This window comes from Bacillus sp. FJAT-42376, from assembly GCF_003816055.1.
Lineage (GTDB): Bacteria > Bacillota > Bacilli > Bacillales > Bacillaceae > Metabacillus_B.
In genome coordinates this window covers 577213-598506 of sequence record NZ_CP033906.1, presented here as the reverse complement: position 1 = coordinate 598506, position 21294 = coordinate 577213, and the positions used below count along the sequence as shown (strand labels likewise).

General features: G+C 45.6%; 23 protein-coding genes and 1 riboswitch. Of the genes, 9 read left to right on the top strand and 14 right to left on the bottom strand.

Annotated elements, in window-relative coordinates; translation table 11 throughout:
- Positions 1 to 26 precede the first annotated feature (26 nt).
- Positions 27 to 392 (bottom strand): holo-ACP synthase, encoded by a 366-nt coding sequence (acpS, locus tag CEF21_RS03030; RefSeq protein WP_123913329.1) that lies wholly within the window; start codon positions 390 to 392, stop codon positions 27 to 29.
- 128 nt (positions 393 to 520) lie between these two features.
- Here acpS and CEF21_RS03025 point away from each other — a divergent pair, with 128 nt between their 5' ends.
- Positions 521 to 1234 carry a rhomboid family intramembrane serine protease gene (locus CEF21_RS03025; protein ID WP_123913328.1) on the top strand — a complete coding sequence of 238 codons (714 nt, stop codon included), beginning with the start codon at positions 521 to 523 and terminating at the stop codon, positions 1232 to 1234.
- On the opposite strand, the gene CEF21_RS03020 is transcribed toward CEF21_RS03025, so the two are convergent.
- The 7 genes from CEF21_RS03020 to CEF21_RS02990 form a co-directional block, all read right to left on the bottom strand.
- The gene (locus CEF21_RS03020) at positions 1178 to 2674 is read right to left on the bottom strand and encodes a PH domain-containing protein (RefSeq protein WP_123913327.1); all 1497 of its coding nucleotides are present in this window, start codon (positions 2672 to 2674) and stop codon (positions 1178 to 1180) included. The genes CEF21_RS03025 and CEF21_RS03020 overlap by 57 nt on opposite strands.
- Positions 2664 to 3140, bottom strand: a complete 477-nt coding sequence (locus tag CEF21_RS03015) for a PH domain-containing protein (RefSeq protein ID WP_123913326.1) — start codon at positions 3138 to 3140, stop codon at positions 2664 to 2666. Before CEF21_RS03015 ends, CEF21_RS03020 begins: the two co-directional genes overlap by 11 nt.
- An 84-nt stretch (positions 3141 to 3224) precedes the next feature.
- Entirely contained in the window at positions 3225 to 4187 is a 963-nt protein-coding gene (uvsE, locus tag CEF21_RS03010) for a UV DNA damage repair endonuclease UvsE (protein WP_277423920.1), read from the bottom strand.
- Between the two features lie 435 nt (positions 4188 to 4622).
- A complete protein-coding gene (cshA, locus tag CEF21_RS03005; RefSeq protein ID WP_481747623.1) occupies positions 4623 to 6128 on the bottom strand; it encodes a degradosome RNA helicase CshA in 1506 nt (501 codons plus the stop codon).
- Positions 6129 to 6288: 160 nt separating this feature from the next.
- The gene (locus CEF21_RS03000; RefSeq protein ID WP_123913325.1) at positions 6289 to 7014 is read right to left on the bottom strand and encodes an alpha/beta hydrolase; all 726 of its coding nucleotides are present in this window, start codon (positions 7012 to 7014) and stop codon (positions 6289 to 6291) included.
- Between the two features lie 216 nt (positions 7015 to 7230).
- On the bottom strand, positions 7231 to 8604 hold the full coding sequence (locus tag CEF21_RS02995; protein ID WP_123913324.1) for a UDP-N-acetylmuramoyl-tripeptide--D-alanyl-D-alanine ligase: 1374 nt from the start codon (positions 8602 to 8604) through the stop codon (positions 7231 to 7233).
- Positions 8605 to 8691: 87 nt separating this feature from the next.
- The gene (locus tag CEF21_RS02990) at positions 8692 to 9786 is read right to left on the bottom strand and encodes a D-alanine--D-alanine ligase (RefSeq protein ID WP_123913323.1); all 1095 of its coding nucleotides are present in this window, start codon (positions 9784 to 9786) and stop codon (positions 8692 to 8694) included.
- A gap of 195 nt (positions 9787 to 9981) precedes the next feature.
- Between CEF21_RS02990 and CEF21_RS02985 the strand changes: the two genes are divergently transcribed.
- Positions 9982 to 10299, top strand: a complete 318-nt coding sequence (locus tag CEF21_RS02985; RefSeq protein WP_123913322.1) for a thioredoxin family protein — start codon at positions 9982 to 9984, stop codon at positions 10297 to 10299.
- A gap of 201 nt (positions 10300 to 10500) precedes the next feature.
- Here CEF21_RS02985 and CEF21_RS02980 read toward each other — a convergent pair whose 3' ends face one another.
- Together CEF21_RS02980 and CEF21_RS02975 are read right to left on the bottom strand one after the other, a co-directional pair.
- A complete protein-coding gene (locus CEF21_RS02980; protein WP_123913321.1) occupies positions 10501 to 10839 on the bottom strand; it encodes a hypothetical protein in 339 nt (112 codons plus the stop codon).
- Positions 10836 to 11147, bottom strand: a complete 312-nt coding sequence (locus CEF21_RS02975) for a DUF4176 domain-containing protein (protein ID WP_123913320.1) — start codon at positions 11145 to 11147, stop codon at positions 10836 to 10838. The genes CEF21_RS02980 and CEF21_RS02975 overlap by 4 nt, the downstream gene beginning before the upstream one ends.
- Before the next feature lie 375 nt (positions 11148 to 11522).
- Positions 11523 to 11635: riboswitch (SAM riboswitch) on the top strand.
- Between the two features lie 92 nt (positions 11636 to 11727).
- Between CEF21_RS02975 and CEF21_RS02970 the strand changes: the two genes are divergently transcribed.
- The 6 genes from CEF21_RS02970 (at position 11728) to CEF21_RS02945 (ending at position 17427) form a co-directional block, all read left to right on the top strand.
- Positions 11728 to 12963, top strand: coding sequence for a carboxylate--amine ligase (locus CEF21_RS02970; protein ID WP_123913319.1), 1236 nt, complete (start codon positions 11728 to 11730; stop codon positions 12961 to 12963).
- Between the two features lie 16 nt (positions 12964 to 12979).
- Positions 12980 to 14026 (top strand): LLM class flavin-dependent oxidoreductase, encoded by a 1047-nt coding sequence (locus CEF21_RS02965; protein WP_123913318.1) that lies wholly within the window; start codon positions 12980 to 12982, stop codon positions 14024 to 14026.
- 67 nt (positions 14027 to 14093) lie between these two features.
- Entirely contained in the window at positions 14094 to 14621 is a 528-nt protein-coding gene (gene msrA / locus CEF21_RS02960) for a peptide-methionine (S)-S-oxide reductase MsrA (RefSeq protein WP_123913317.1), read from the top strand.
- A gap of 328 nt (positions 14622 to 14949) precedes the next feature.
- Positions 14950 to 16482, top strand: coding sequence for an FAD-dependent oxidoreductase (locus CEF21_RS02955; protein WP_481747622.1), 1533 nt, complete (start codon positions 14950 to 14952; stop codon positions 16480 to 16482).
- Between the two features lie 73 nt (positions 16483 to 16555).
- On the top strand, positions 16556 to 17005 hold the full coding sequence (locus tag CEF21_RS02950) for a MarR family winged helix-turn-helix transcriptional regulator (protein ID WP_123913315.1): 450 nt from the start codon (positions 16556 to 16558) through the stop codon (positions 17003 to 17005).
- Entirely contained in the window at positions 17002 to 17427 is a 426-nt protein-coding gene (locus CEF21_RS02945; protein ID WP_123913314.1) for an organic hydroperoxide resistance protein, read from the top strand. The genes CEF21_RS02950 and CEF21_RS02945 overlap by 4 nt, the downstream gene beginning before the upstream one ends.
- A 299-nt stretch (positions 17428 to 17726) precedes the next feature.
- Here CEF21_RS02945 and CEF21_RS02940 read toward each other — a convergent pair whose 3' ends face one another.
- The gene (locus CEF21_RS02940) at positions 17727 to 18335 is read right to left on the bottom strand and encodes a class I SAM-dependent methyltransferase (RefSeq protein WP_123913313.1); all 609 of its coding nucleotides are present in this window, start codon (positions 18333 to 18335) and stop codon (positions 17727 to 17729) included.
- Between the two features lie 72 nt (positions 18336 to 18407).
- On the bottom strand, positions 18408 to 18857 hold the full coding sequence (locus CEF21_RS02935) for a GNAT family N-acetyltransferase (RefSeq protein ID WP_123913312.1): 450 nt from the start codon (positions 18855 to 18857) through the stop codon (positions 18408 to 18410).
- 77 nt (positions 18858 to 18934) lie between these two features.
- On the opposite strand from CEF21_RS02935, the gene CEF21_RS02930 reads away from it, so the two are divergent.
- Complete coding sequence (locus CEF21_RS02930) at positions 18935 to 19984, top strand: FAD-dependent oxidoreductase (RefSeq protein ID WP_123913311.1); 1050 nt, start codon at positions 18935 to 18937, stop codon at positions 19982 to 19984.
- On the opposite strand, the gene CEF21_RS02925 is transcribed toward CEF21_RS02930, so the two are convergent.
- Both CEF21_RS02925 and CEF21_RS02920 read right to left on the bottom strand, forming a co-directional pair.
- The gene (locus tag CEF21_RS02925; protein ID WP_123913310.1) at positions 19953 to 20528 is read right to left on the bottom strand and encodes a metal-dependent hydrolase; all 576 of its coding nucleotides are present in this window, start codon (positions 20526 to 20528) and stop codon (positions 19953 to 19955) included. The genes CEF21_RS02930 and CEF21_RS02925 overlap by 32 nt on opposite strands.
- A gap of 92 nt (positions 20529 to 20620) precedes the next feature.
- Positions 20621 to 21286, bottom strand: a complete 666-nt coding sequence (locus CEF21_RS02920; RefSeq protein ID WP_123913309.1) for a vWA domain-containing protein — start codon at positions 21284 to 21286, stop codon at positions 20621 to 20623.
- Positions 21287 to 21294 lie beyond the last annotated feature (8 nt).

Here is a 21294-nt window from a genome sequence, read left to right as displayed (position 1 = left end):
TGAGACAGCAGGGGGGAATATGCAGACTAGCTTGACAGGCTCTCGAGGACAACCTGGGCTGCTGCATACTCCTTTGTATGAGTAATGGAAACAAAAATTCTCGTCTGTTCGAATCCAGGAGCTAAAACGGCAGGTTTTCCGCTGGACTCTTTAACAATTTGAATGTCTTGAAAACTTAATGACTTTCCAATTCCAAGTCCGGTCGCTTTGGCAAATGCCTCCTTGCACGCAAACCTTCCAGCCAAAAATTCAATCTGGCGAAGCCCAGTCAATTTTTCATAGATGTTCATTTCCTTCTCCCCAAGAATCCTGGCGGCAAATCGCGGCTGCCTGCTGACAAGAACGCGAATCCTCTCCATCTCTACAATATCCAGTCCAATTCCTTCTACCATCCTGTTTCCTCTCCATTTCCCTTGTACTATCCGCCGGTATGCTTCATATAAATGAATGGAACTGCCCGCCGCTTCACTTCTAATGATTGGAAGCTTGGGACGATTAATCCGAAAAGGGGCGAGTCCGCATGTTTACCCGTAATGAAAGCTTTTCAGCTTTTCTGTATAAATTCCCGCTAACTTCTTTCTTCATTATTACCCAAATTCTTGTATGGGCTTTTTTTGCTCTCCCGCTAAAGGATGCCCCATACTGGTTTTCTGCACTGGACGGGTATAATGCCGCCATTGCCCACGGGGAGTGGTGGAGACTCGCTACACCTGTTTTCCTGCACGCGAATTTTTCCCACCTGTTTTTCAATACGATTTCGATCATCCTGTTCGCCCCTGCCCTGGAGGAAATGCTAGGCAAGGCAAAGTTTATCCTTCTCTATATCGGATCCGCTATTCTAGCAAACGCCGCTACTTTCATGATACAGCCTTTAGAATACAGCCATGTCGGGGCATCGGGAGCTATTTTTGGCTTATTCGGCTGCTATCTGTTTATGGCTCTTTTCCGAAAAAACCAAATCACCCGGGCAAATGCGCAGGTTCTATTGATTATCCTGGCTTTAAGCTTTCTGACTTCCTTTTTCTCTCCTTCTACTAATGTCACCGCTCATTTTTTCGGACTTGTATCCGGCTTCGGGTTTTCTTCTGTACTTATAAAAAAAGAAGCGTTTGCCCCCTATTCATTTTATAGCGGAGGCACACGCCGTCAGTCGTTGAATTGGAACAAAAAAAACCTGTTATGGACGGCGGTTTTGCTTCTCGCTCTCCTCGGGATCATATCCAGGTTTTTTTGAAGAAACGCTAGAATACCAGTCATAAAGGATTCTTCCATCTTCGAGTTCAAGATCTTTTATCGTAAAATGCGCACCAGTGACGTTGGACATAACAGCCGTCCTCGCCGTGGCCAAATCTCCGCGCTTCTGAAAAAAATGCTGATGGATCTGGAACTCCTGCATCCTCTTTTTAGGGAGGATGACCATGTATTTGGAGACAGCCCTCGCATAAAAGGTCAGCTGAGAGCCATCGAGTCTGTAGCCGGTATCTTTATACGCCATATAGCCGAACAGCGAAAAAAGCGGAACCAGCAAAATAGAGAGCAGACCCCAATAATGGAAGAAGTAAATCAAAACAGCCGCCGGGATGATGGCTGGCCATGTATACCGGAATACGTATTTCCTCTTCGCCCTTTTCGGAACAGAGATTTTCTCTGTACTGTATGCATATTGCGGAAGGAATTCATCCAGCAGCCTCTTCGCGTCTCTCTTTTTTACAAAAGGGAAGATCGCGGCAGAAAGACCGTCGCTATCCGCCTTGCCTCCTGCACAGATCACCTGGACCGTTGCATATCCGAGAGGCTGCCTAAGCGGATTCTCTGTTATCTTGACCGCCTGGATTCTTTTAACCGGAATCGTCATCTGGCTTTTTTCCAGAAGCCCCCTTGAAATCACTAAATCCTCCTCTGTTTTTTCAAGTGAAAACCGGGCATATTTCAGGATAATCCCCGCCATACTGAGAAGCCAGGCAGTCAAAAATCCAAGAAAAATGATAAACGCCAGAAAAGCGGCACCTGAATGTGTCAAAAATTCAAACCGTTTTAAGATGGAATCAACCGGCAGTACTTCATCAAGCTGTGAACCGAACGCAAAAATAGCGGACACCACGACACCAATTCCGCTGCTTGTTGCCGCTCCAATGATCAGTTCCTTTTGTGTCATTTTGTAAAGGTGTCTTTTTTCAGGAACGGGGTCTGCCCCTTCCACTCCTGATGCTCCGGAATGGGTGATGATTTGTTTTCTTTCGTAAAGCGCCTTTTTGATCGCCGCTGCCTGGCTTTTGGAAATGGCGGTCAGTTCAATCTCTGTTTCAGGACCGCCGCTTGCTGTTTCAATTTCAAGTCTAACCAAGCCGAACAGCTGCTGGATAACTCCGGCCCGGGTGTGAATGGTCTGCACTCTTTCCAAAGGAACAAATCGCTTTTGCTTTACAAAAAGACCCTGTTCGATCCGAAGCTCATCTTCTTCAATCCGGTACGTGAACTTCAGCCATTTTATAACACTGAATACAATGAGCAGCAGCAAAAACAGCCCTGCACCGCCATACATAAGCAGTCCAAGCATTCCGTCCGCCCGGTTTGCAAAGATAAAAATCACGAGCGGAATAATCATCTCTTTTAATAATTTTAAAAAATTTATAATAGCTGCTGCCGGATGCAGCCGTTTTGGCTCAAACATCATCCGTCACCCTTGCCAGCCTGGAAATAAAGTCCCTCAGACGATCGGCTTCCACCATATCCAGCGCAGGAATTTCATGCCTCGTTGCAGCTGTCGAGATTTCTACAGTTGCGAGCTGGTGCTTCCTCAGAAGGGGTCCCTGCTTTGTATCTACATGCTGTACACGAACCATTGGAATAATGGTTCTTTTCACGATTAGCCACCCGTGCTGCAGATCGATTTCATGCTCGTGAACCTCGTACCTCCAGAAACGCTGCCGGTACAGCGGAATGACCAAAACAGCCATGACCATAAAGATGACCGTTACCGCCAGTCCTGCGGCAGCCGTCCATAGCGGCCAAATCCGGAAATAAATGAGCAGTCCAATCCCTATGTCAGCCAGCAAAAAAATAACGGACTTCAGAAGGCCGGTCGTTTGCCAAACTGTTTTTGCCTTCATACTGATTTGATTTTGCGGTCTTTCTCTCATAGTTCCCCCTTATAAACCTTTCCTGTACGCTATACGATAACGGTCTCCCATCGCAAATAGCTTCCATTATCAGTATAAAGGGAATTAAGTCCAATAAAAACTGCTTCCATCTATTTTTTCAAAAGATGGTTCCGAATCAAGGTCCTCCATCAGCTGAAACAGGGCACCATCCTTTTGTTTCGCTTCAATCATGCAATCAATGTGCTCAACACTTCCTTTTACCCCATTTAAAAAATCAATAAATAGCTTCGGATCTACATAATCAGAATGAGCGCGGAATTCTTTCCTGCTTCGCGGGCTTGAAATATGCATTTTGACCGGAAGCGGAGAATAGCGCCATGTCTGCACCACTCGCCCCCAATCCTCTTCCCACTCTTCCGAATCGTGGAGAGCAAGGTGGTGATGGTAATCGAACACAAGCGGAATCCCCAGTTTCTCGCATAAATACAGGACATCTTTTACATGAAACGATGTATCATCGTTTTCAAGCATAATCATCTTCTGAAGAGACTGAGGCACGAAACCCCAATTGTGTACAAACTGCTCCAGCGCTTTCTCCTTATCGCTGTAAACTCCGCCAACATGCAGTACACAGCGGTGTTCAGGAGGAATCCCCATTCCATCGAGCATCCGTCTATGCAGCCTCAATGTTTGAACGGCATTCTTTAACAAATCAGACTTCGCAGAATTCAAAAGCACAAAATGATCCGGATGAAAATCCGTTCTCATCGGATGTTTCTTTAAAAATTCCCCTATTTGCTTAAATTCCGGAAGAAGCGGCGGCATGAAGTCCCAATCACTCAGTTCAGGGTGATTAGCAAGCGGAATGAGCCTTGAGCTGTAACGGAAAAAATGAATATCACTCCAGGCATTATGCTTCAAAAGCCTCAGGCAATTACGAATATTTTCAGCCGCAATTCGCTCCAGTTTTCCGAAAGCTGCTTCCCGGTCCTTCAGACGGCTAAACTGGGCATACGTCATGGTTTTTGATGGAGATGCATTTTGAAGTTCAGTACTCATCGCAACATACCCAAGCTGGACACGCAAAAAATCGCCTCCTTTTTGGTTAGTATGTCCGATTTACCGGAAAGCTGTGATAGCAGAAGAGACGTTTTGATTGCGTTGCACTGACCCCCGCTCCGCTAAAGCACTAAACCTCCGTCCCCCCAAGCTCACTTCCTTTCCCCTATAAGGAACAGAACGCTTCATCCTCTGGCCCCCGCTGCTTTAGAGGGTTGAGGGTCAGTGCAATGCACTGACCCCCGTTCTGCTAAAGCACTAAACCTCCGTCCCCCTAAGCTCACTTCCTTTCCCCTATAAGGAACAGAACGCTTCATCCTCTGACCCCCGCTGCTTTAGAGGGTTGAGGGTCAGTGCAAAGCCTTACCTCTGGCCGTACTAGCGGCCACAGATACCCCCAACTGTGCACACCCCCAAAAAAACTGCAAAAAAACAGCACCCGCGATAGGTGCTGTTTCTGAATTAATTGGAGTAAGATTTGCTCTTACTGCTGCTGCCGCTGCCGCTTCTTCTTTGCTGAGAGCGGTTTTTATCGTTGTATGAACGGTTGCCTTTTTTAGCTCCGCCGCTGCGCTGGCTGTTGTAGCTTCCGCCATTGCTGCGTCCGCGGTTGCCGCCGCCTGAACCTTTTCCGCCTCTTTTAGAGAATACCGGCGGTTCGTCTGTTAGTTTGATTGGAGTTTGATCCGGCTCTTTTGTCATCAGCTTGATTGCTGCTGCTACAACTGCTTCGGAATCAAATTCTTCAAGAAGCTGTGCTGCTGCTTTTGAATAGTAGGAAAGATTCCCTTCTTCAATTACAGAACGAATCTTCTCAGAAGTCATGGTTTGCTGCCCTTCAAGTGCCTGGTCAAGAGTAGGTGCTGTCATTTTGTCCATTTTGCGCTTCGTTGTGCGCTCAATGCTTTTCAGCATATCCATTTCTCTTGGTGTGATGAATGTCATCGCAATACCTGTTTTACCGGCACGGCCAGTACGTCCGATACGGTGAACGTAGCTTTCCGGATCTTGAGGGACATCGAAGTTGTAAACGTGTGTTACACCTGAAATATCAAGTCCGCGTGCAGCAACGTCCGTCGCTACAAGAACATCGATGTTTCCGCTCTTGAACTTACGGAGAGCAGACATTCTGCGAGCCTGGCTCAAGTCGCCGTGAATTCCTTCAGCTGTATATCCGCGAAGGTTAAGAGCCTCAGAAAGCTCGTCAACACGGCGCTTTGTACGGCCGAAAACGATGGCCAGTTCCGGAGATTGAATATCCAGAAGGCGTGTAAGCACATCGAATTTTTTCTTTTCATGCGTATCAATGTAATATTGCGTAATGTTCGGAGTCGTTACTTCTTTCGCCTTCACTTTTACAAGCTCAGGATCTTTCATGAAGCGCTCAGCGATGCGGCGGATCGGATCCGGCATTGTTGCTGAGAACAATAGAGTTTGGTGATTTTCAGGAACATTGGATAGAATGGACTCGATATCCTCGATGAATCCCATGTTCAGCATTTCATCTGCTTCATCCAATACAACAGTGTGAACTGTTTCAAGTTTCAGCGTTTTGCGGTTAATGTGGTCAAGCAAACGTCCAGGTGTTCCTACGATGATATGAGGGTATTTCTTCAGCGCGCGAATTTGGCGGCTGATGTCCTGTCCTCCATAGATAGGAAGAACGCGTGCACGCTTGTAGTAGCTCAATTTATAAAGCTCTTCAGATACTTGAACCGCAAGCTCGCGGGTTGGAGCAATAATGATTGCCTGAATGTTTTGATCTTCTGTATTGATTTTTTCGATAAGCGGCAGTCCGAATGCAGCTGTTTTACCAGTACCGGTTTGCGCCTGTCCAATGATGTCCTTACCTTGAAGGCCTAGTGGAATCGTTTGTGCCTGAATGGGAGTTGCTTCTTCAAATCCCATTTTGTTAATTGCCTTCATAGTACCTTCGCTTAAACCTAGATCTTGGAACTTTGTATTCAAATTTATTCATACTCCTTTATTTATCCAGTCTTCGCAGACATAGTTATAGTCTTCACAGACTTAGTTATCCCGTTCATACTTCATTAAGAAGCCCGTAAACACTTAAATTCAATCATAACACGATATGGCAGTTAATACAATCAGGCAAAAAATCCAATATTTATACCTTTACGTATTCGTGCTGATAATCCGGAGATGGATTGATTCCCAAAAATTTAGAAGTCTCTTCGGCTAATTCGCCGAAGTCTTCCCCATGACAGATTAAGTGGGTCGAGGACGGCAAAAAGCAAAGTTTCTTTTCGTCCGATCCAATTTCTCTGTAAATATAGTGGGCGCTTTTTATCGGGACAATGCCGTCGCACTCCCCCTGGATAATCAGAACGGGAATCGTGATCTCGTGAAGACGGGGTTTGACGTATCTTACTAATTTCCTGAATTCAAGGGTGGAGAGAATCGGGGTTTCACGGATTTTTTTCCGGTAGCGCGTGTATACCGTATTTTCCTCCAAAAGGCCTTTAAAGCCGTCTTCTACAATCGTCCGGATATCTTTAATAAATTGCCGCGGATTCACATAATAGGCAGCCGCACTCATCAAAATGAGTCTGCTTACAGGGTATTTAGCGGCTAGGTAAGAAGCAATCATGCCTCCCATTGAAAATCCGATGACATAAACTTCCTCACAGGATTCAAGAAGGTCTTTCAATTCATTTTCCGCACAATCGATCCATTCCTGAAAAGCAACACCTTTCAGAGAAGCAGTCTCCCCATGACCGGGCAGACACGGCACCCGGATTTCCCAATCTGTTAAGTGCCGTAAATAATCAGCAATAGGCTCCACCTCGTACGGTGCGCCTGTAAATCCATGCAGACATAAGCAGCCAGCCATTTTCCCACCCCTTCATTGAAACCTTTATAAGAGGTTTACCCTTTTAAAAGAAAATGAAAAGGGCTTTATCGTCTTTTTTAGGGATTTTTACAGCATTTTCCGATTTTCCCCGGGCGGCTTGGCTGCGCGTCTCCCCCTTTTTCTTTAGCGGAAATAAGGATCCGCAGAGGCTATCCTTTTAAATATGCCCCTTATTCGAACGATTCATAAGGGTCTTCAGTCTTGCTTTAATGCCTCGACTGCTTCCTCGAGCCTCATTCCCCTGGAAGCTTTCACAAGGAATAAATCTCCCGGTTTCGCCGCTTTTTTCACAGCCGCAATCAGCTCCTGTTTATCGGTAAAGCTCGCCACTTGGTCAGCCGGAAGATTTTTTTTCGCCCCTTTGGCGATCCATTCCCCAAGCCTCCCGTACGTGAAAACAAGGTCTGTTTTTCCCATGGTGATTACTTCTCCTGTTTCTTCGTGAAATTCTGCTTCTCTATCCCCAAGCTCGAGCATATCTCCAAGAATCAGGATTTTGCGGGAGTATCCATCCAAGTCTTCTGTAAGCTTGATCGCCGCCTTCATGGAGGTCGGGCTTGCATTATACGCATCATTAATAACAGACCAGCCTTTTGAGCATTTTGACAGCTCCAGCCTCATGGCCGTCATGGCAAGGTTGGATAAACCGGATCTGATAGCATCATCCGTTAGACCAAATCGGCGGGCAGCCGCGATCGCCGCCAGGGCATTCCATACATTGTGCTTGCCCAGGACCGGAATGGAAAACGCCTCTCCGCCAGGCTGCACAGTAAATGTAACGCCTGTATCCGACTGAACAACATCCGATGGATATAAATCATTTTTATCGGTATCTCCAAACGTCACGGTTTTTCTTTTGAGAGCCGGAACCCGTTCTTCCAGAAGCGGTTCATCACCGAAATAGAAAAGGACTCCATCTTCTTTCAGACCGGAGGCAATTTCAAGCTTTGCATCCGCGATGCCTTCACGGGAACCGAGGTCCATTAGGTGAGATTCCCCTATATTGGTGATGATGGCAGCGTCAGGACGGGCGAGAGTGGAGAGAAATTCAATTTCCCCTTTTGCGCTCATTCCCATTTCCAGTACAGCTACTTCTGTATCCTCAGGCATCGATAAGAGGGTAAGCGGCAGGCCGATGTGATTATTAAAGTTCCCCTGTGTCTTATGTACTTTGAAGGACGCAGAGAGCGCTGAAGCAAGCAGATCCTTTGTTGTTGTTTTTCCATTGCTTCCCGTAACCCCTGCGACTTTTACATTTAGCTGTTCCTTATAGGATTTGGCAAGGGTTTGAAGCGCGGACAGTGTATCATCTACAAAAATAACCGGTGCATCGGATGGAGGATTCAGTTCTTTCTTCGCCCATAGAATGGCAGCTGCCCCCTCACTGAGAGCTTTCTCCGCAAAACGATGGCCATTGAAATTTTCGCCTGTTATCGGAACAAATAAAGAACCGTTCTTAACACTGCGTGAATCCGTTGAAACACCGGCAATGGAAACTTCCTCATATTGAGCAGCAAGCCCTTCTCCGCCCGCCATTTTTTGAATTTCTTTTAACGTTCTTTGAATCATAACTGAAATCTCCCTTCGTAAATTGAGATAGGCCGGCTCCTTATCATTTGCCTGGACAGCAAAAAATAAAAAGCCAGCCCTCTATCTTTAGAACGTGTGTCTGATTTGCTGTTTCTCTTCGTGGCGTTCAATGGCAAGCGAAACCAATTTTTCAATAAGCTGAGGGTATTCCAGACCCGTATGTTTCCATAAAAGAGGGAACATGCTGTAAGGAGTGAAGCCCGGCATCGTGTTCACTTCATTGATTAACGCTCTTCCGTCTTCTGTCAGGAAGAAGTCTGCGCGGACAAGACCTGCCCCGTCAATGGCCTTGAATGCAGCAATCGCCATTTTTTCAATGACTGCATATTCTTCATCCGTTACTTTTGCAGGAATCATCATGTCTGTATCCCCGTCTACATATTTCGCTTTGTAATCATAAAATTCTTTTTTCGGAGCAATTTCTCCAGTAACCGAACAGGTCGGCTCATCGTTTCCGATAACTCCGATTTCAATTTCACGTCCGATAATTCCTTCTTCAATAATGATTTTCCGGTCATAGGAGAAGGCTTCTTCAAACGCTGCTTCCAGTTCTTCGCGGTTTTTGCATTTGCTGATGCCGACACTTGACCCAAGGTTTGCCGGCTTTACAAAGCACGGATAGCCAAGCTTGCTTTCTGCTTTCGCATAAGCAGTTTCCGGATCTTTCTTCCATTCGCTGCGGATCAGCCAAAAGTAATCAGCCTGTGCGAGTCCCGCCTGCGCAAATAAATTTTTCATAACGACCTTATCCATCCCGGCTGCTGAAGAAAGGACACCATTCCCGACATAAGGAATATTCATTAGTTCAAGCATTCCCTGGATGGTTCCGTCTTCCCCGTTTGGTCCGTGCAGAAGCGGGAAGATCACATCAAATGGCTGCTCACTCTCATTTGCAGCTGCCTCAGAAGGGAAAAGTTCCTTGTTCAGTGCAACCGGTAAAATCGCTTCTCCTTCTGCTGCTCCAAGCTTCAGGGCGGAAACACTGGATGCCGGTTCAGTCAGCTGAGCGCCTCGGATCCATTCGCCTTTTTCTGTAATATAAATAGGATGTATATCAAATTTGCTGGAATCAAGCGCCTTGATAACAGCAAGTGCTGTTTGCAGAGAAACTTGATGTTCTGCGGATTTTCCTCCGTATACGAGGCCGAGTTTAATTTTCACTACTTATTTCCCCCTAATCATTCAGGTGCATGATTTTCATTCACTCTTACCATTTTATCATCTTACGGCATTTTTGTTATAGATGACCTGGTTTTTCTTTTATAACATTCGAAGCACTTTGTAATTTTGTGCAAAAGGAAATAGTCGTGTATTTCCTCCGTTTGTATTAAAATATGTTCAGGAGGGATGACACAAGTGGAAAAAATTACATCTGCCGAGCAGTTCAGCCAACTGATCGGAAACGACAAAGAAGTACTGATTAAATTCTTCGCAGACTGGTGCCCTGATTGCACAAGAATGAACTTCTTCATTGACGAAATTCTCGAAGAATATAAAGACTACCAATGGTATGAAATCAATAAAGACGAATTCCCTGAAATTGCCGAGAAGTATCAGGTAATGGGAATTCCGAGCATCCTGATTTTTAAAAACGGAGAAAAGCTTGGCCATTTGCATAGTGCCAGCGCCAAAACTCCCGATCAGGTACGCGAATTTCTTTCAGAAAAACTTTAAGCACAAGCTCTCGCTTGTGCTTTTTTGATGGTTTTTATTTGTTCCGGTCCTTACACAGGGACGGGATCATACTTAATATTGAATTGTTTTGCCGTTTTTTTTTTCAAATCCGCATGATATTCGCCAATCAGCTTTTTGTATTCCAATGTCTTTTCCTGTGATTCCTGCTTACGTTCTTTATCTTTTTTTCGATGCCGGCTTTTACTTATGTTTGATTAAAGATGGATCCTTTTTGATAAAAGCATCTCTTCTGCGCAAGTACTTTCTTTGTGCAGCTTTTGCAAGAGCCATCATCGGGATGGTGATAACCAATCCTCCAATTGAATACCAAGTGACCAAAATAGCCTGTCCTATATAAAAAAGTGTATAGAGAAAGAAAGCTGAATACAAAACTGCCAGCAGGTAATTAAAAGGGATGAGCTGTCCGATCCGCAATTTTTCATTCGAGTCATCTGTTTGTCTTCTTCTTGCAGACAAACTCTTCAATTCAGAACGAATGATCAGGTATGGTTCTATAAACCAATGAAGAAACTTTTTCATTTCTGTCCGCTGAACATCCTTTCCAATTTGCTCCTTAAAGCTGTCTCCCCTTTTGTTTCCAGTCCTTTAAAGACCAACTTTTCAATCTGGCTGTGATTGAAGAATACATTGGTATCCTGGCCGATGTGTCCCTGCGGGTAAGGACAGGCTACATAATCCCACACCTTATTTTCGTTGTTCTCTTGCTCCTGCTTTCTCCCATAAATCATTAAGGCCTGCTGGACCAGTCCAATTTCGACTACACTGCCGATCGGAAGCAATTCTCTGCCAGTTTCAAGCTCAAGGGCATTAAAATCTGTCTTCTCCATGATTATGATTCTCCATTTCTTCTATTAGTTAATTATTTTTGCTTTTCAATTCCTGCTCCCAATTTAATACCCAATATTACTCTTAGATCAATCACGATCTCTTTGCCGACTTTTATCTCTCCGCCAACAGATGCCTCAGCTTCAGCTTTTGACAAATGGAGCGAGAACTTTACTATCTATCATACTCGTAATCTTAATAAGGAGAAATGTTTCCTTTTTACTGCCTATTCCCTCAAAATTGACACCATCCCCTAAATTATTTTCCAGGAAATATTCCGATCCTTTCCTCTTCGACATTCACCCCCATTAAATTCAGAACGTCCAGTTCTTGACAAATAACCGCAACGGACATATGATCAATTTAACTAAAAATAACTCTTATCCAGAGAGGCGGAGGGACATGGCCCTGCGAAGCCTCGGCAACGGATCACATTTAGGTGAAACCGTGCTAATTCCTGCAAACACGTTCTGTGTTTGAAAGATGAGAGAAGAGCCGGTCTGTCATCAGATTGTTCCACCCCTCTTCTGCTCAGGAAGAGGGGTTTTTTATTGTTTTTTAAATGTAAAGGAGCTGGAGAAATTGAGAGATTTTTTTATACAGGGACAAGAATTATGGAACCACTTAAAAACCCTTCCCCAAGATCAGCATCCTACTGTTGTATTTAATGCGCATATAACAGGATTGGCTATTTCACGGGCTCTCGGAAAGGAAGACATTCCGGTCATCGCCCTGGACAGGGATGGCCGCGCAGTCGGTCTTCAGTCCAAATATGTCCATACAGCGGCACTTTGTCCCAACCCGTTCACAGAAGAAGCAGCGTTCATTGAGCTGCTGATGGAAATGGGAAGACGGCTTCCCAAAAAAGGCGTGCTGTTTCCGTGCAACGATGAATGGGTTCTGCTTGTCAGCAAATACCGGAGCACACTGGAAGACTATTATCTCTTTCCCTTTGCCGAGTGGGACAACGTTGAATCTCTGCTGAATAAACGCAAGCTATATAAAAAGGCCGCGTCCTTGAACATTCCGATTCCGGCCACATGGTATCCGGAAGAATTCGAAGGGAACTACCCGGAGGACCTCCCTTTTCCCTGCATTGTAAAACCAGTAGAACAGCGCAGTTTTTATGAAGCATTCCAGACAAAAGCCTTCGTTGCAGACAGCGAAGATGAACTCAAAAGGATTCTTCACAGTGTGACTGAACATGAAGTCGTCATCCAGGATATCATCAGCAATTCCCTTTCAGACTTTTATTCTCTCTGCACCTATACAGACATTCACGGGGAAATTAAAGGACAGTTCATCGGCAGAAAGCTTGAGCAGTATCCTCTGAACTTCGGAACAGGCTGTCTTGTCGAATCTGCTGAAGGAGACCGGTTCGTCCCTCATGGAGCGGAAATATTAAAAGCACAAGGGTATTACGGAATTGCAGAAACTGAATTCGTCTATGACAAACGGGATGACACATATAAATTACTGGATGTGAATACAAGAGTGTGGAAATGGATCGGGCTTCCGATTTTCTCCGGAGTCAACCTTCCTCTTCTCGCTTATAAAGAAGCGATTGGTTTTAAAGAAGAGCCTCAATATCCGGCATTAAGCTATTCAAAATGGGTTTACTTTGATGACTACCTGAAGGTAAAGCAAGAACGCCCCGGTACTTATCACGGACACCTGTCCGATGAAGAACTGGCGGCCGTTCTGTCCGGGGAAACCTCCCCGCAAATAATTGAAGCTGTAAACTCATCTGAAGATCCTGCACCTTCTGTTCAGCAAGTGAAAAACAAATTCAATCAGGGGTATGTATGCCCTTGCTAGGAAAGGTGTGACCTGCATGAAATTCGGATTTTGGCTTCCCCTTTTCGGAGGATGGCTCAGAAATGTTCCCGACGAGAAAATGCCCCCTACATTTGACTATGCAAAAAAGGTGATTCAATATGGAGAGAAATGGGGCTACAGTACAACTTTGATTGCGGAGCTATATTTAAACGATATCAAAGGCCCTGAATATGATTCCCTTGAAGCGTGGACAACGGCAGCGGGACTTGCCGCAGTTACGGAAAAAATTGAAATCATGACGGCTATCCGGCCCGGATTCCACAACCCGGCCGTCGCAGCCAAGATGGCGGCCAACCTGGATCAGATGAGCAATGGGCGGCTTACCTTAAATGTCGTATCCGCCTGGTGGGAAGAGGAAGCACGGCAGTATGGAGGCATTTTTACCGAACATGATGAGCGCTACAGCCGGACAGAAGAATTTGTTGATGTGCTGAAAGGATTTTGGGAGAAAGAATCCTTCACCCATAAAGGAAAGCATTACGAATACAAAGAAGCAAAGCTTTTTCCCAAACCTGTTCAGAAGCCCAATCCGATCCTCTATGCCGGGGGAGAAAGTCCGCGCGGAAAAGAAACCATTGCCCGCTATTGCGATGCATATGTGATGCACGGAGGAACAGTGGACGAGATTCGTTCAAAAATCGGAGATATGGTTCGGTTACGGGACAGCGTAAATGATAAGCCGTTCACATCCTTTGGCATGGCGGCTTATGTCATATGCAGGGATTCTGAAGAGGAAGCGGCAGCGGAGCTTGCCCGCATAACCGATGTGAAAGAGTCTTCCGCTTACGCCGGCTTCAAGGATTTCACGAGTAAATCCCAGCTTGAGCAGCAGATTCAGCTTCAGGACTATTCGGTTTCCAACCGGGGACTGCGCCCGAATCTAGTCGGAACCCCTGAACAGATTGCCGAGCGGATTATTCAATTCGAAGAGGCAGGACTTGATCTTCTGCTGCTTCAATTTTCACCGCAGCTTGAAGAAATGGAGCGGTTTGCGAAAATGGTTATGCCGCTTGTCGATAAGAAGAAAGCCCCTGTTCTGTAATAATGAGAGGATCCATTCGCAAACCCGCTTTTACTACTACAGCAAAGATAAATGAGGAGGAACAAAGATGACAGCAACCCAGACAGAAACCGCTACATTTGCAGGAGGCTGCTTTTGGTGCATGGTAAAGCCATTTGATGAGCTTCCCGGCATTCACAGTATCGTATCAGGATATACAGGCGGCCATAAAGAAAATCCAACCTATGAAGAAGTTAAAGCAAAGACAACCGGCCACGCAGAAGCGGTGCAGATTCAATATGATCCAAGTCTGTTCCCTTATGAAAAGCTGCTGGAGCTTTACTGGCAGCAAATCGATCCAACGGATGACGAAGGCCAGTTTATTGACCGGGGCGATTCATACCGGGCGATCATTTTCTACCATACAGAAGAACAGCGCCTGGCTGCCGAAGCTACTAAAAAGGAACTCGCGGACAGCGGCAAATTCAAGAAACCGATTGTAACGCCAATCAAAAAGGCAAGCGCTTTTTATCCTGCTGAGGATTATCACCAGGACTTTTATAAAAAGAACCCTGAAAAATACAAGCAGGAGCGGGTAGAATCCGGCCGCGATGCTTTTGTAAAAGAGAACTGGTGACCGCACAACCTTACATGGACGATTTTTACAAACATATTTCATTGCAATCTGAATTAATTGCACAAAATCTGTATTTATTTCAATAAGATCTGAAAAAATTGCACAAGATCTGCATTTATTTCAACAAGATCTGAATGAATTGCACAAAATCGCAATTAATTGTGCATCATCTCCATCCATTGCATAATCCCCGGGATCCATGCACATGTTGCAAAATTTCCCGGCGGACCGGGAGTGCGGAAAACCGCACTCTTTTTTTATTTTCTCCACATGAATTCTTCGTTTTTGGAAAAATTAGCTACTAGTACATAACGAAGGAGGCCTCATTTTGTCAACCAACCCAATCCCCCCCACTCCTGAACCGTATTGGAGAGAATCCGCCGAATTCCCTTCGTTTCCTAAGCTTCAGCAAAGCCTGGAGACCGAAGCGGTTATTGTCGGCGGAGGCATTACTGGAATTACCGCTGCTTATTTGCTTGCTAAGGAAGGAGTCAAAGTCGTTCTTCTGGAAGCAGATGTCCTATTAAACGGGACAACCGGACATACAACAGCTAAAATCACGACTCAGCATGATTTGATCTACGACGAACTGATGCATCATATCGGGGAAGAAAAGACGAAAAAATATTTCCAGGCAAATGATGAAGCGCTTGCCTTTATGCGGGATTATGCCGCGAATGTTTCCTGTGATTTTTCGAACCAGGATGCTTATATTTATACGACAGAAAATAAAAACATAACAAGGCTTGAGAATGAATATAAGGCGTATATTAAACTCGGTGCGGATTGTGCAATGACGGAGTCCCTCCCTTTTGATTTGACGATCAAAAATGCCATCATCCTCCGGAATCAGGCCCAATTTCATCCTCTCTCTTATTTAAATCAAATGGTTAAAGAGCTGCAGGAAATGGGTACAGAAATCTACGAGCATACACCCGCCACGGATGCAGAAGAATGTAATGGCGGTGCGGCCGTCATCACCAAGGACGGGATGCGCATTAAAGCAAAGCATGTCCTATCCTGCTCCCACTTTCCGTTCTATGACGGGAATGGGTTTTATTTTACAAGAATGTATGCAGAGCGCTCCTACGTGCTTGGTGTAAAAACCCGGCAGCCGTATCCAGGCGGAATGTACTTAAGTGCCGACAGCCCGACCCGCTCCATCCGCTCTACGCCCATGAATGGAGAGGACTTAATCCTGATTGGCGGGGAGAGTCACAAGACGGGCCAGGGATTTGATACAGAGAAACATTATGAAGCCCTTGAACTGTTTGGAAAAGTCCATCTTGGGTTAAAAGAAACCATATACAAATGGTCAGCCCAGGATTTAATTACACTGGATAACATTCCGTACGCAGGCCCCATCACAAAAGGAAAACCTTCGATACTGGTCGCAACCGGCTACCGGAAATGGGGGATGACCAACGGAACAGCTGCTGCGATGATGCTCCGAGATCTCGTGCTGGAGAGAGAAAATCCTTATCAGGAAGTGTTTTGTCCATCCCGCTTTATCGCGGACCCGAGCATTAAAACATTCCTTTCTCAAAACCTGAATGTGGCTGGTCATTTACTTGAAGGCAAGCTCGACTTTGGAACCCGTAAAAAAATCGGGGAGCTTCGGAATGATGAAGGATCACTTGTCACTCACAAAGGAAAGAAAGCAGCTGCTTACAAGGACCAGCAGGGTTGCCTTCATTTGGTCGATTCCACCTGTACCCATTTAGGATGCGAGGTCGAATGGAATCACGGCGACCGGACCTGGGACTGTCCGTGCCATGGTTCACGCTTTTCCATAGAGGGAGATGTCATGGAAGGACCTGCGGACAAGCCGCTGAAAAAGCTGGATACCGATGAAGCATAAAAGTTGTGCTTTGAATGTGCATCGTATACAATTCAATTGTGCACAACTTAATTAGCAAAGGAAGACCATGATCATGGAACTTGATTCAAAACTAAAGCTTGAAAATCAGCTTTGCTTTGCACTTTATGCAAGTTCAAAAGAAATTTCAAGCATGTACAGACCGATGCTCGAACCTTTGGAGCTTACCTTTCCCCAATATCTCGTCATGCTTGTTCTTTGGGAAAGCAATCATTTGAGCGTTAAGGAAATTGGCGGGAAGCTGATGCTTGATTCCGGCACTCTCACCCCGATGCTGAAAAGGCTTGAAGCATCCGGATTGATAGAGAGAACACGTTCTGAAGAAGACGAGCGCAAAATGATGATTAGCCTTACACCCAGCGGGGAAAAGCTTAAAACAGAGGCTTCTTGTATTCCCGATCAGGTTGCCCCCAAATTGGGGTTATCCATAGAAGAGTATAAACTGCTTCTTAAAACCTTAAGAAATCTGACATTTCATCTAAAACAAGGAGGAAACAAATCATGAATGCACTTTACACAGCAACAGCAACCGCAACAGGCGGACGCGAAGGACGAATCCAATCATCAGACGGACAGCTTGATTTCGCTGTCGCTATGCCAAAAGGTCTCGGCGGCCAAGGCGGAGACGGAACAAATCCTGAACAGCTTTTCGCAGCTGGCTACTCTGCTTGCTTCGACAGCGCTCTGAATCTTGTTATTCGCCAAAAACGCATTAAAACTGAAGGTACAAAAGTCACAGCGAACGTTTCCATCGGTAAAGATGAGTCTGATGGCGGATTCAAACTTGAGGTTCAGCTTGAAGCAGTCATCAAAGGAGTAGACGACGCGACAGCTCAAGAACTAATTGAAGCTGCTCACCAAGTTTGCCCTTACTCTAAAGCTACACGCGGTAACATTGACGTTGACCTTAAGGGAAGAGCGGAGTAATAAATTCCGATTAAAAAAGCTGAACCATTCTCGGTTCAGCTTTTTTTAATGCTTTTTGATTTGCTTTTAGTGGCGCGCCTGACCCGCTCCGCTATAAAGCAGCGGGGGATGGAGTCTGCAGCTTTCAATCCCCTGTCTCCAAAAGGACGACACGACCGGTGCCGGAGCTTTACAGAGGCCGGTTCCTTCAAAGCCTTATTCAATCAGGCTTTTAAAGCATGGGTGCCGGAGCTTTTCTCCTTTAGCCTGGTGAGGGTCAGGCACTTCCATTCCCTCTTCATCTTTCATCAAATAACAGTTCACCGAAGCGGCTTCTTTGCCGTCACACACACCGTCATCTCCGGCTTTACCCGTTTGAATTTCATGGAGATTTGTTCAAATCCGCATGCAGTTAAATCATGATAGATTTGTTTACCGAACATTTTCGTTTTATTGGGACTCGCATTTTCCTCGCGGGGCTGCATCGTAATAGCGATGGTTCCGCCGGGTTTGAGGGTTTCATATAAAAGAGACAGTCCCTTTCTCGGCTCATCCCAGATCGTATAATTATTGACGGAAAGGATCTTATGATAGGTGTTTGCAGGCAGCCTTGCTTCCCCGATATCCGCAGCGGTTAATTCCGTTTTTCCCGCTTCTGTATACTCTTTAAGGCGGATGGATGCCTGTTCCTTCATGGTTTCAGAAATATCAATGCCGTCCGCTTTTACGACCGGATAGTTTTTGAGTATATACTCAAGTGCGTAACCCGGACCATATCCTACTTCCAGTACTTGATCACCGCGCCGGACTCCAAGCCTTGCAATGGTCCATTTGTTAATCGTCTGATTTTCCTGCGCCATAATTTTACCGGTAATGATTCCAATCCATCCGTTGGGCTTGCTGAAATTTTTTCGGATCAAGCTGAACATATCGGCACCTCTTCGTTTCGTTTTACTTATTACTATCACGAAAAAGGGGTTTCTAAACAAAACGGTATTTTTTTAAATGCTTTTTATCATTTTAAAATTAGTCAGCTTTACCCCTTCCCTCTCTGCATTTTGAGAATGAAGGACACAATATCCCCTTTTTTCAAAAAACGATTTGGCCGTTATGCTTGCATCTGCTGTTATTTGAGTTTCGAAATGCCCGCTTCGAGCGCGTCTGCTAAAGCATAACTTTTGGCGGGTGCTCCGGACATAGAGATAATCCAAATATCCGTCTTGTGCCATATCACAAAAACCGTCAATGGCTCCATGGTCTTCTGCAACGTAAGCAATATGGGAAGCAAACGCCTTTTGAAAATGCTGTTCAAATGGAACGCGTGCGTTTTTCGGCGCCCACGCTTTTCGCTCTTCAGATGAGTAGTCGCTATCCGGAATCGTGTGAACAGCTTCAAAAAACAGGGAGGCAATTTCTTTTAAATCTTGTTCCGCATCATCACGGATGATCATCACTTGACCACCTTCTTTCTTGCTATGAGATCAAGAATCCGACAAAATGGAGACACCAACCTGCAGAGGAGTCGGGAATGATGAAAACCATCGTCCTTGCCGGAGGGGGGCATGCACATTTAGCCGGAATTTCTAAAGGAGCCTTGAAGGACTTTTCAAATACTCGCTTTATCCTCATCTCCCCTTCGCGCTATCAATATTATTCAGGCATGTTTTCAGGCTTTACAGAAGGAATCTATAAGGAGGAAGAGATTCGGATTGACTTGATGCGTCTATCCGGGAAGCACGGTTTTACGTTCGTTGAAGAAGAAGTGACTGCAATTGATTCCCGCGAAAGAATGGTCATCACTCATACGGGCCGTTCCATCCCTTATGACTTGCTCTCGATTGACATTGGTTCGGCCCAGGCAAGCTCTCCCTTTAGTCTGCCTATTAAACCGAATTACACGTTTCCTGAAGCGATTCTCTCCTTCAGAGAGGGTCCTGCACCGGTTATTGCGGGCGGAGGGGCGTCGGGCACAGAGCTCTCTTTTGCAGCTGCAGCGTATCGGAGGAAAAGAGGCATTCCCGGCCCGGTTACATTAATCAGCAGCGGCCCCCTTTTATCTCCCGGGCATACTAAAAGACTCGAGCAGCTCTGCCGTGAAAAAGGAGTCAACACCATTTTGCATGAAAAAGCCCGGCTGCTGGACACCGGTACAATGGAGACCGGGAACGGGACGATTCGGTTTTCTCATTTGCTTTTCTTAACCGGGCCTGAAGCCCCCGGGCTTTTCAAAGCATCCGGCCTGGAGACGGATGAAAGAGGGTTTCTTCAGGTCGATGAGCGGCTGATGTATAACGGATCCATATTCGGAGCCGGTGACTGCATTTCAATCAGCGGCTATCCAGACCTTCCGAAAAATGGCGTGTATGCTGTCCGACAGTCGCCTATCCTTTGGGAAAACCTGAAAAGAGCCGCCAATCATCTGGATCCTGTTCCGTTTTCACCTCAAAAACGGTTCCTCGCCATCTTATCAACCGGCGGCAAGGAAGGCTTCCTTACGTATGGCGGATTCCATGTTCACGGAAAAGCCGCCTGGCAGCTCAAGCATGCTATTGACCGGCGGTATATGAATTCTTTTTAGCCCGCCGTTTTTTCCTTGCCTTCTCTAAAATTAAATACAAAACAGCCATTCCAATCAGCACCGAATTGATGATGCTGAACTCCCGGCCGAAAAAGTGCCGGTCATAGTAGGAAACCGGACCGCGGAAAATGATACCGCTGACTGGATAAAAGAGCGGGACCGCATCCTGAACATGAGTAAGCAAATCAACTAAAATATGACCCAGCCAGCCGTAGGAAAAGGCAAGCCAGGCATTCACCCACATTTTCCGGGAGATTGCGGCTATCGCGGCAAATGCCAGCACCCAAATAAAAAGGGAATGCCCTGCCTGCCTCAACACAATCGTTACAGGCTCATCAAACAGACCGTGAACCGCATGGCGAAGGGAAAATGCTGCATTTGACAGTCCGAACAAATGAAGCAGCAGATTTTTAATAAGCAAATAAAAAAACATAATAAAGTAAATAAAGTCCGGGGCCATGCTTCCTATAACAAAATATTGGATGAACTGCTTTTTTTTGCGAAAAAGGATATACGTCCAAAACCCGTGATGCAGCGTATTCAAGAATCTGACCTCCTCCTGTATTTAATTCCCTCTTTACCCTGTAAACGGAATAAATAAAAGCCCCAGGATAATGCTCATCCTGAGGCGTATCTTTACAAGACTCCTTTTGCTTTCGCTTCCTGAATCCATGAAGGAAATTCATCCAGCAGCTGATGATATAGCTGTTCATCTGCTATCGCTTCCGGATCAGGAATATGAAAGAAATTGGCATTATCGATAAACCGGCCCTCCATTGAATCAAGGTTCTCCAGCACGTCAAATTGACTGTCGCCAATTCCGACAAACTGCCAGAAGATGGGCTGGTTGGAGGATTGAACGACGGGTTTTTTAATCGTCTTTTTACAGCCCCCGTCATTAATGAACACAATAAAAGCCGGGTCTTTGCTCATTTCTTCCTGCGTATACTTGCGGATGACATCCTCCATCACAGGAGGTTCGTCGTTCCGTCCGAATTTGTGAATAAGGGGGTTTGCGAGAATAGCATGTTCCACATAGTTCGGAAAATCCCTTTCCGTTACAGGCTTCAGCCTCGCAAACTCATTATCATACACCCATACATCCAGCATTCCGTCATCATCAAATTGGCTGGCAACGGCAAGAATGCGTTCCACAACTTTCTGCACCGTTCCATTTTTATAGAGTTTCCTCATGGAACCTGAAATGTCCAGGACAAGACCCACTCTTGCCGTGACGCCTGCCAGCTGCTTTTTTTCAAGAACGATTCTGACATTTTTCTTTAATAAATCAATGGTACTCATGCCGCAGT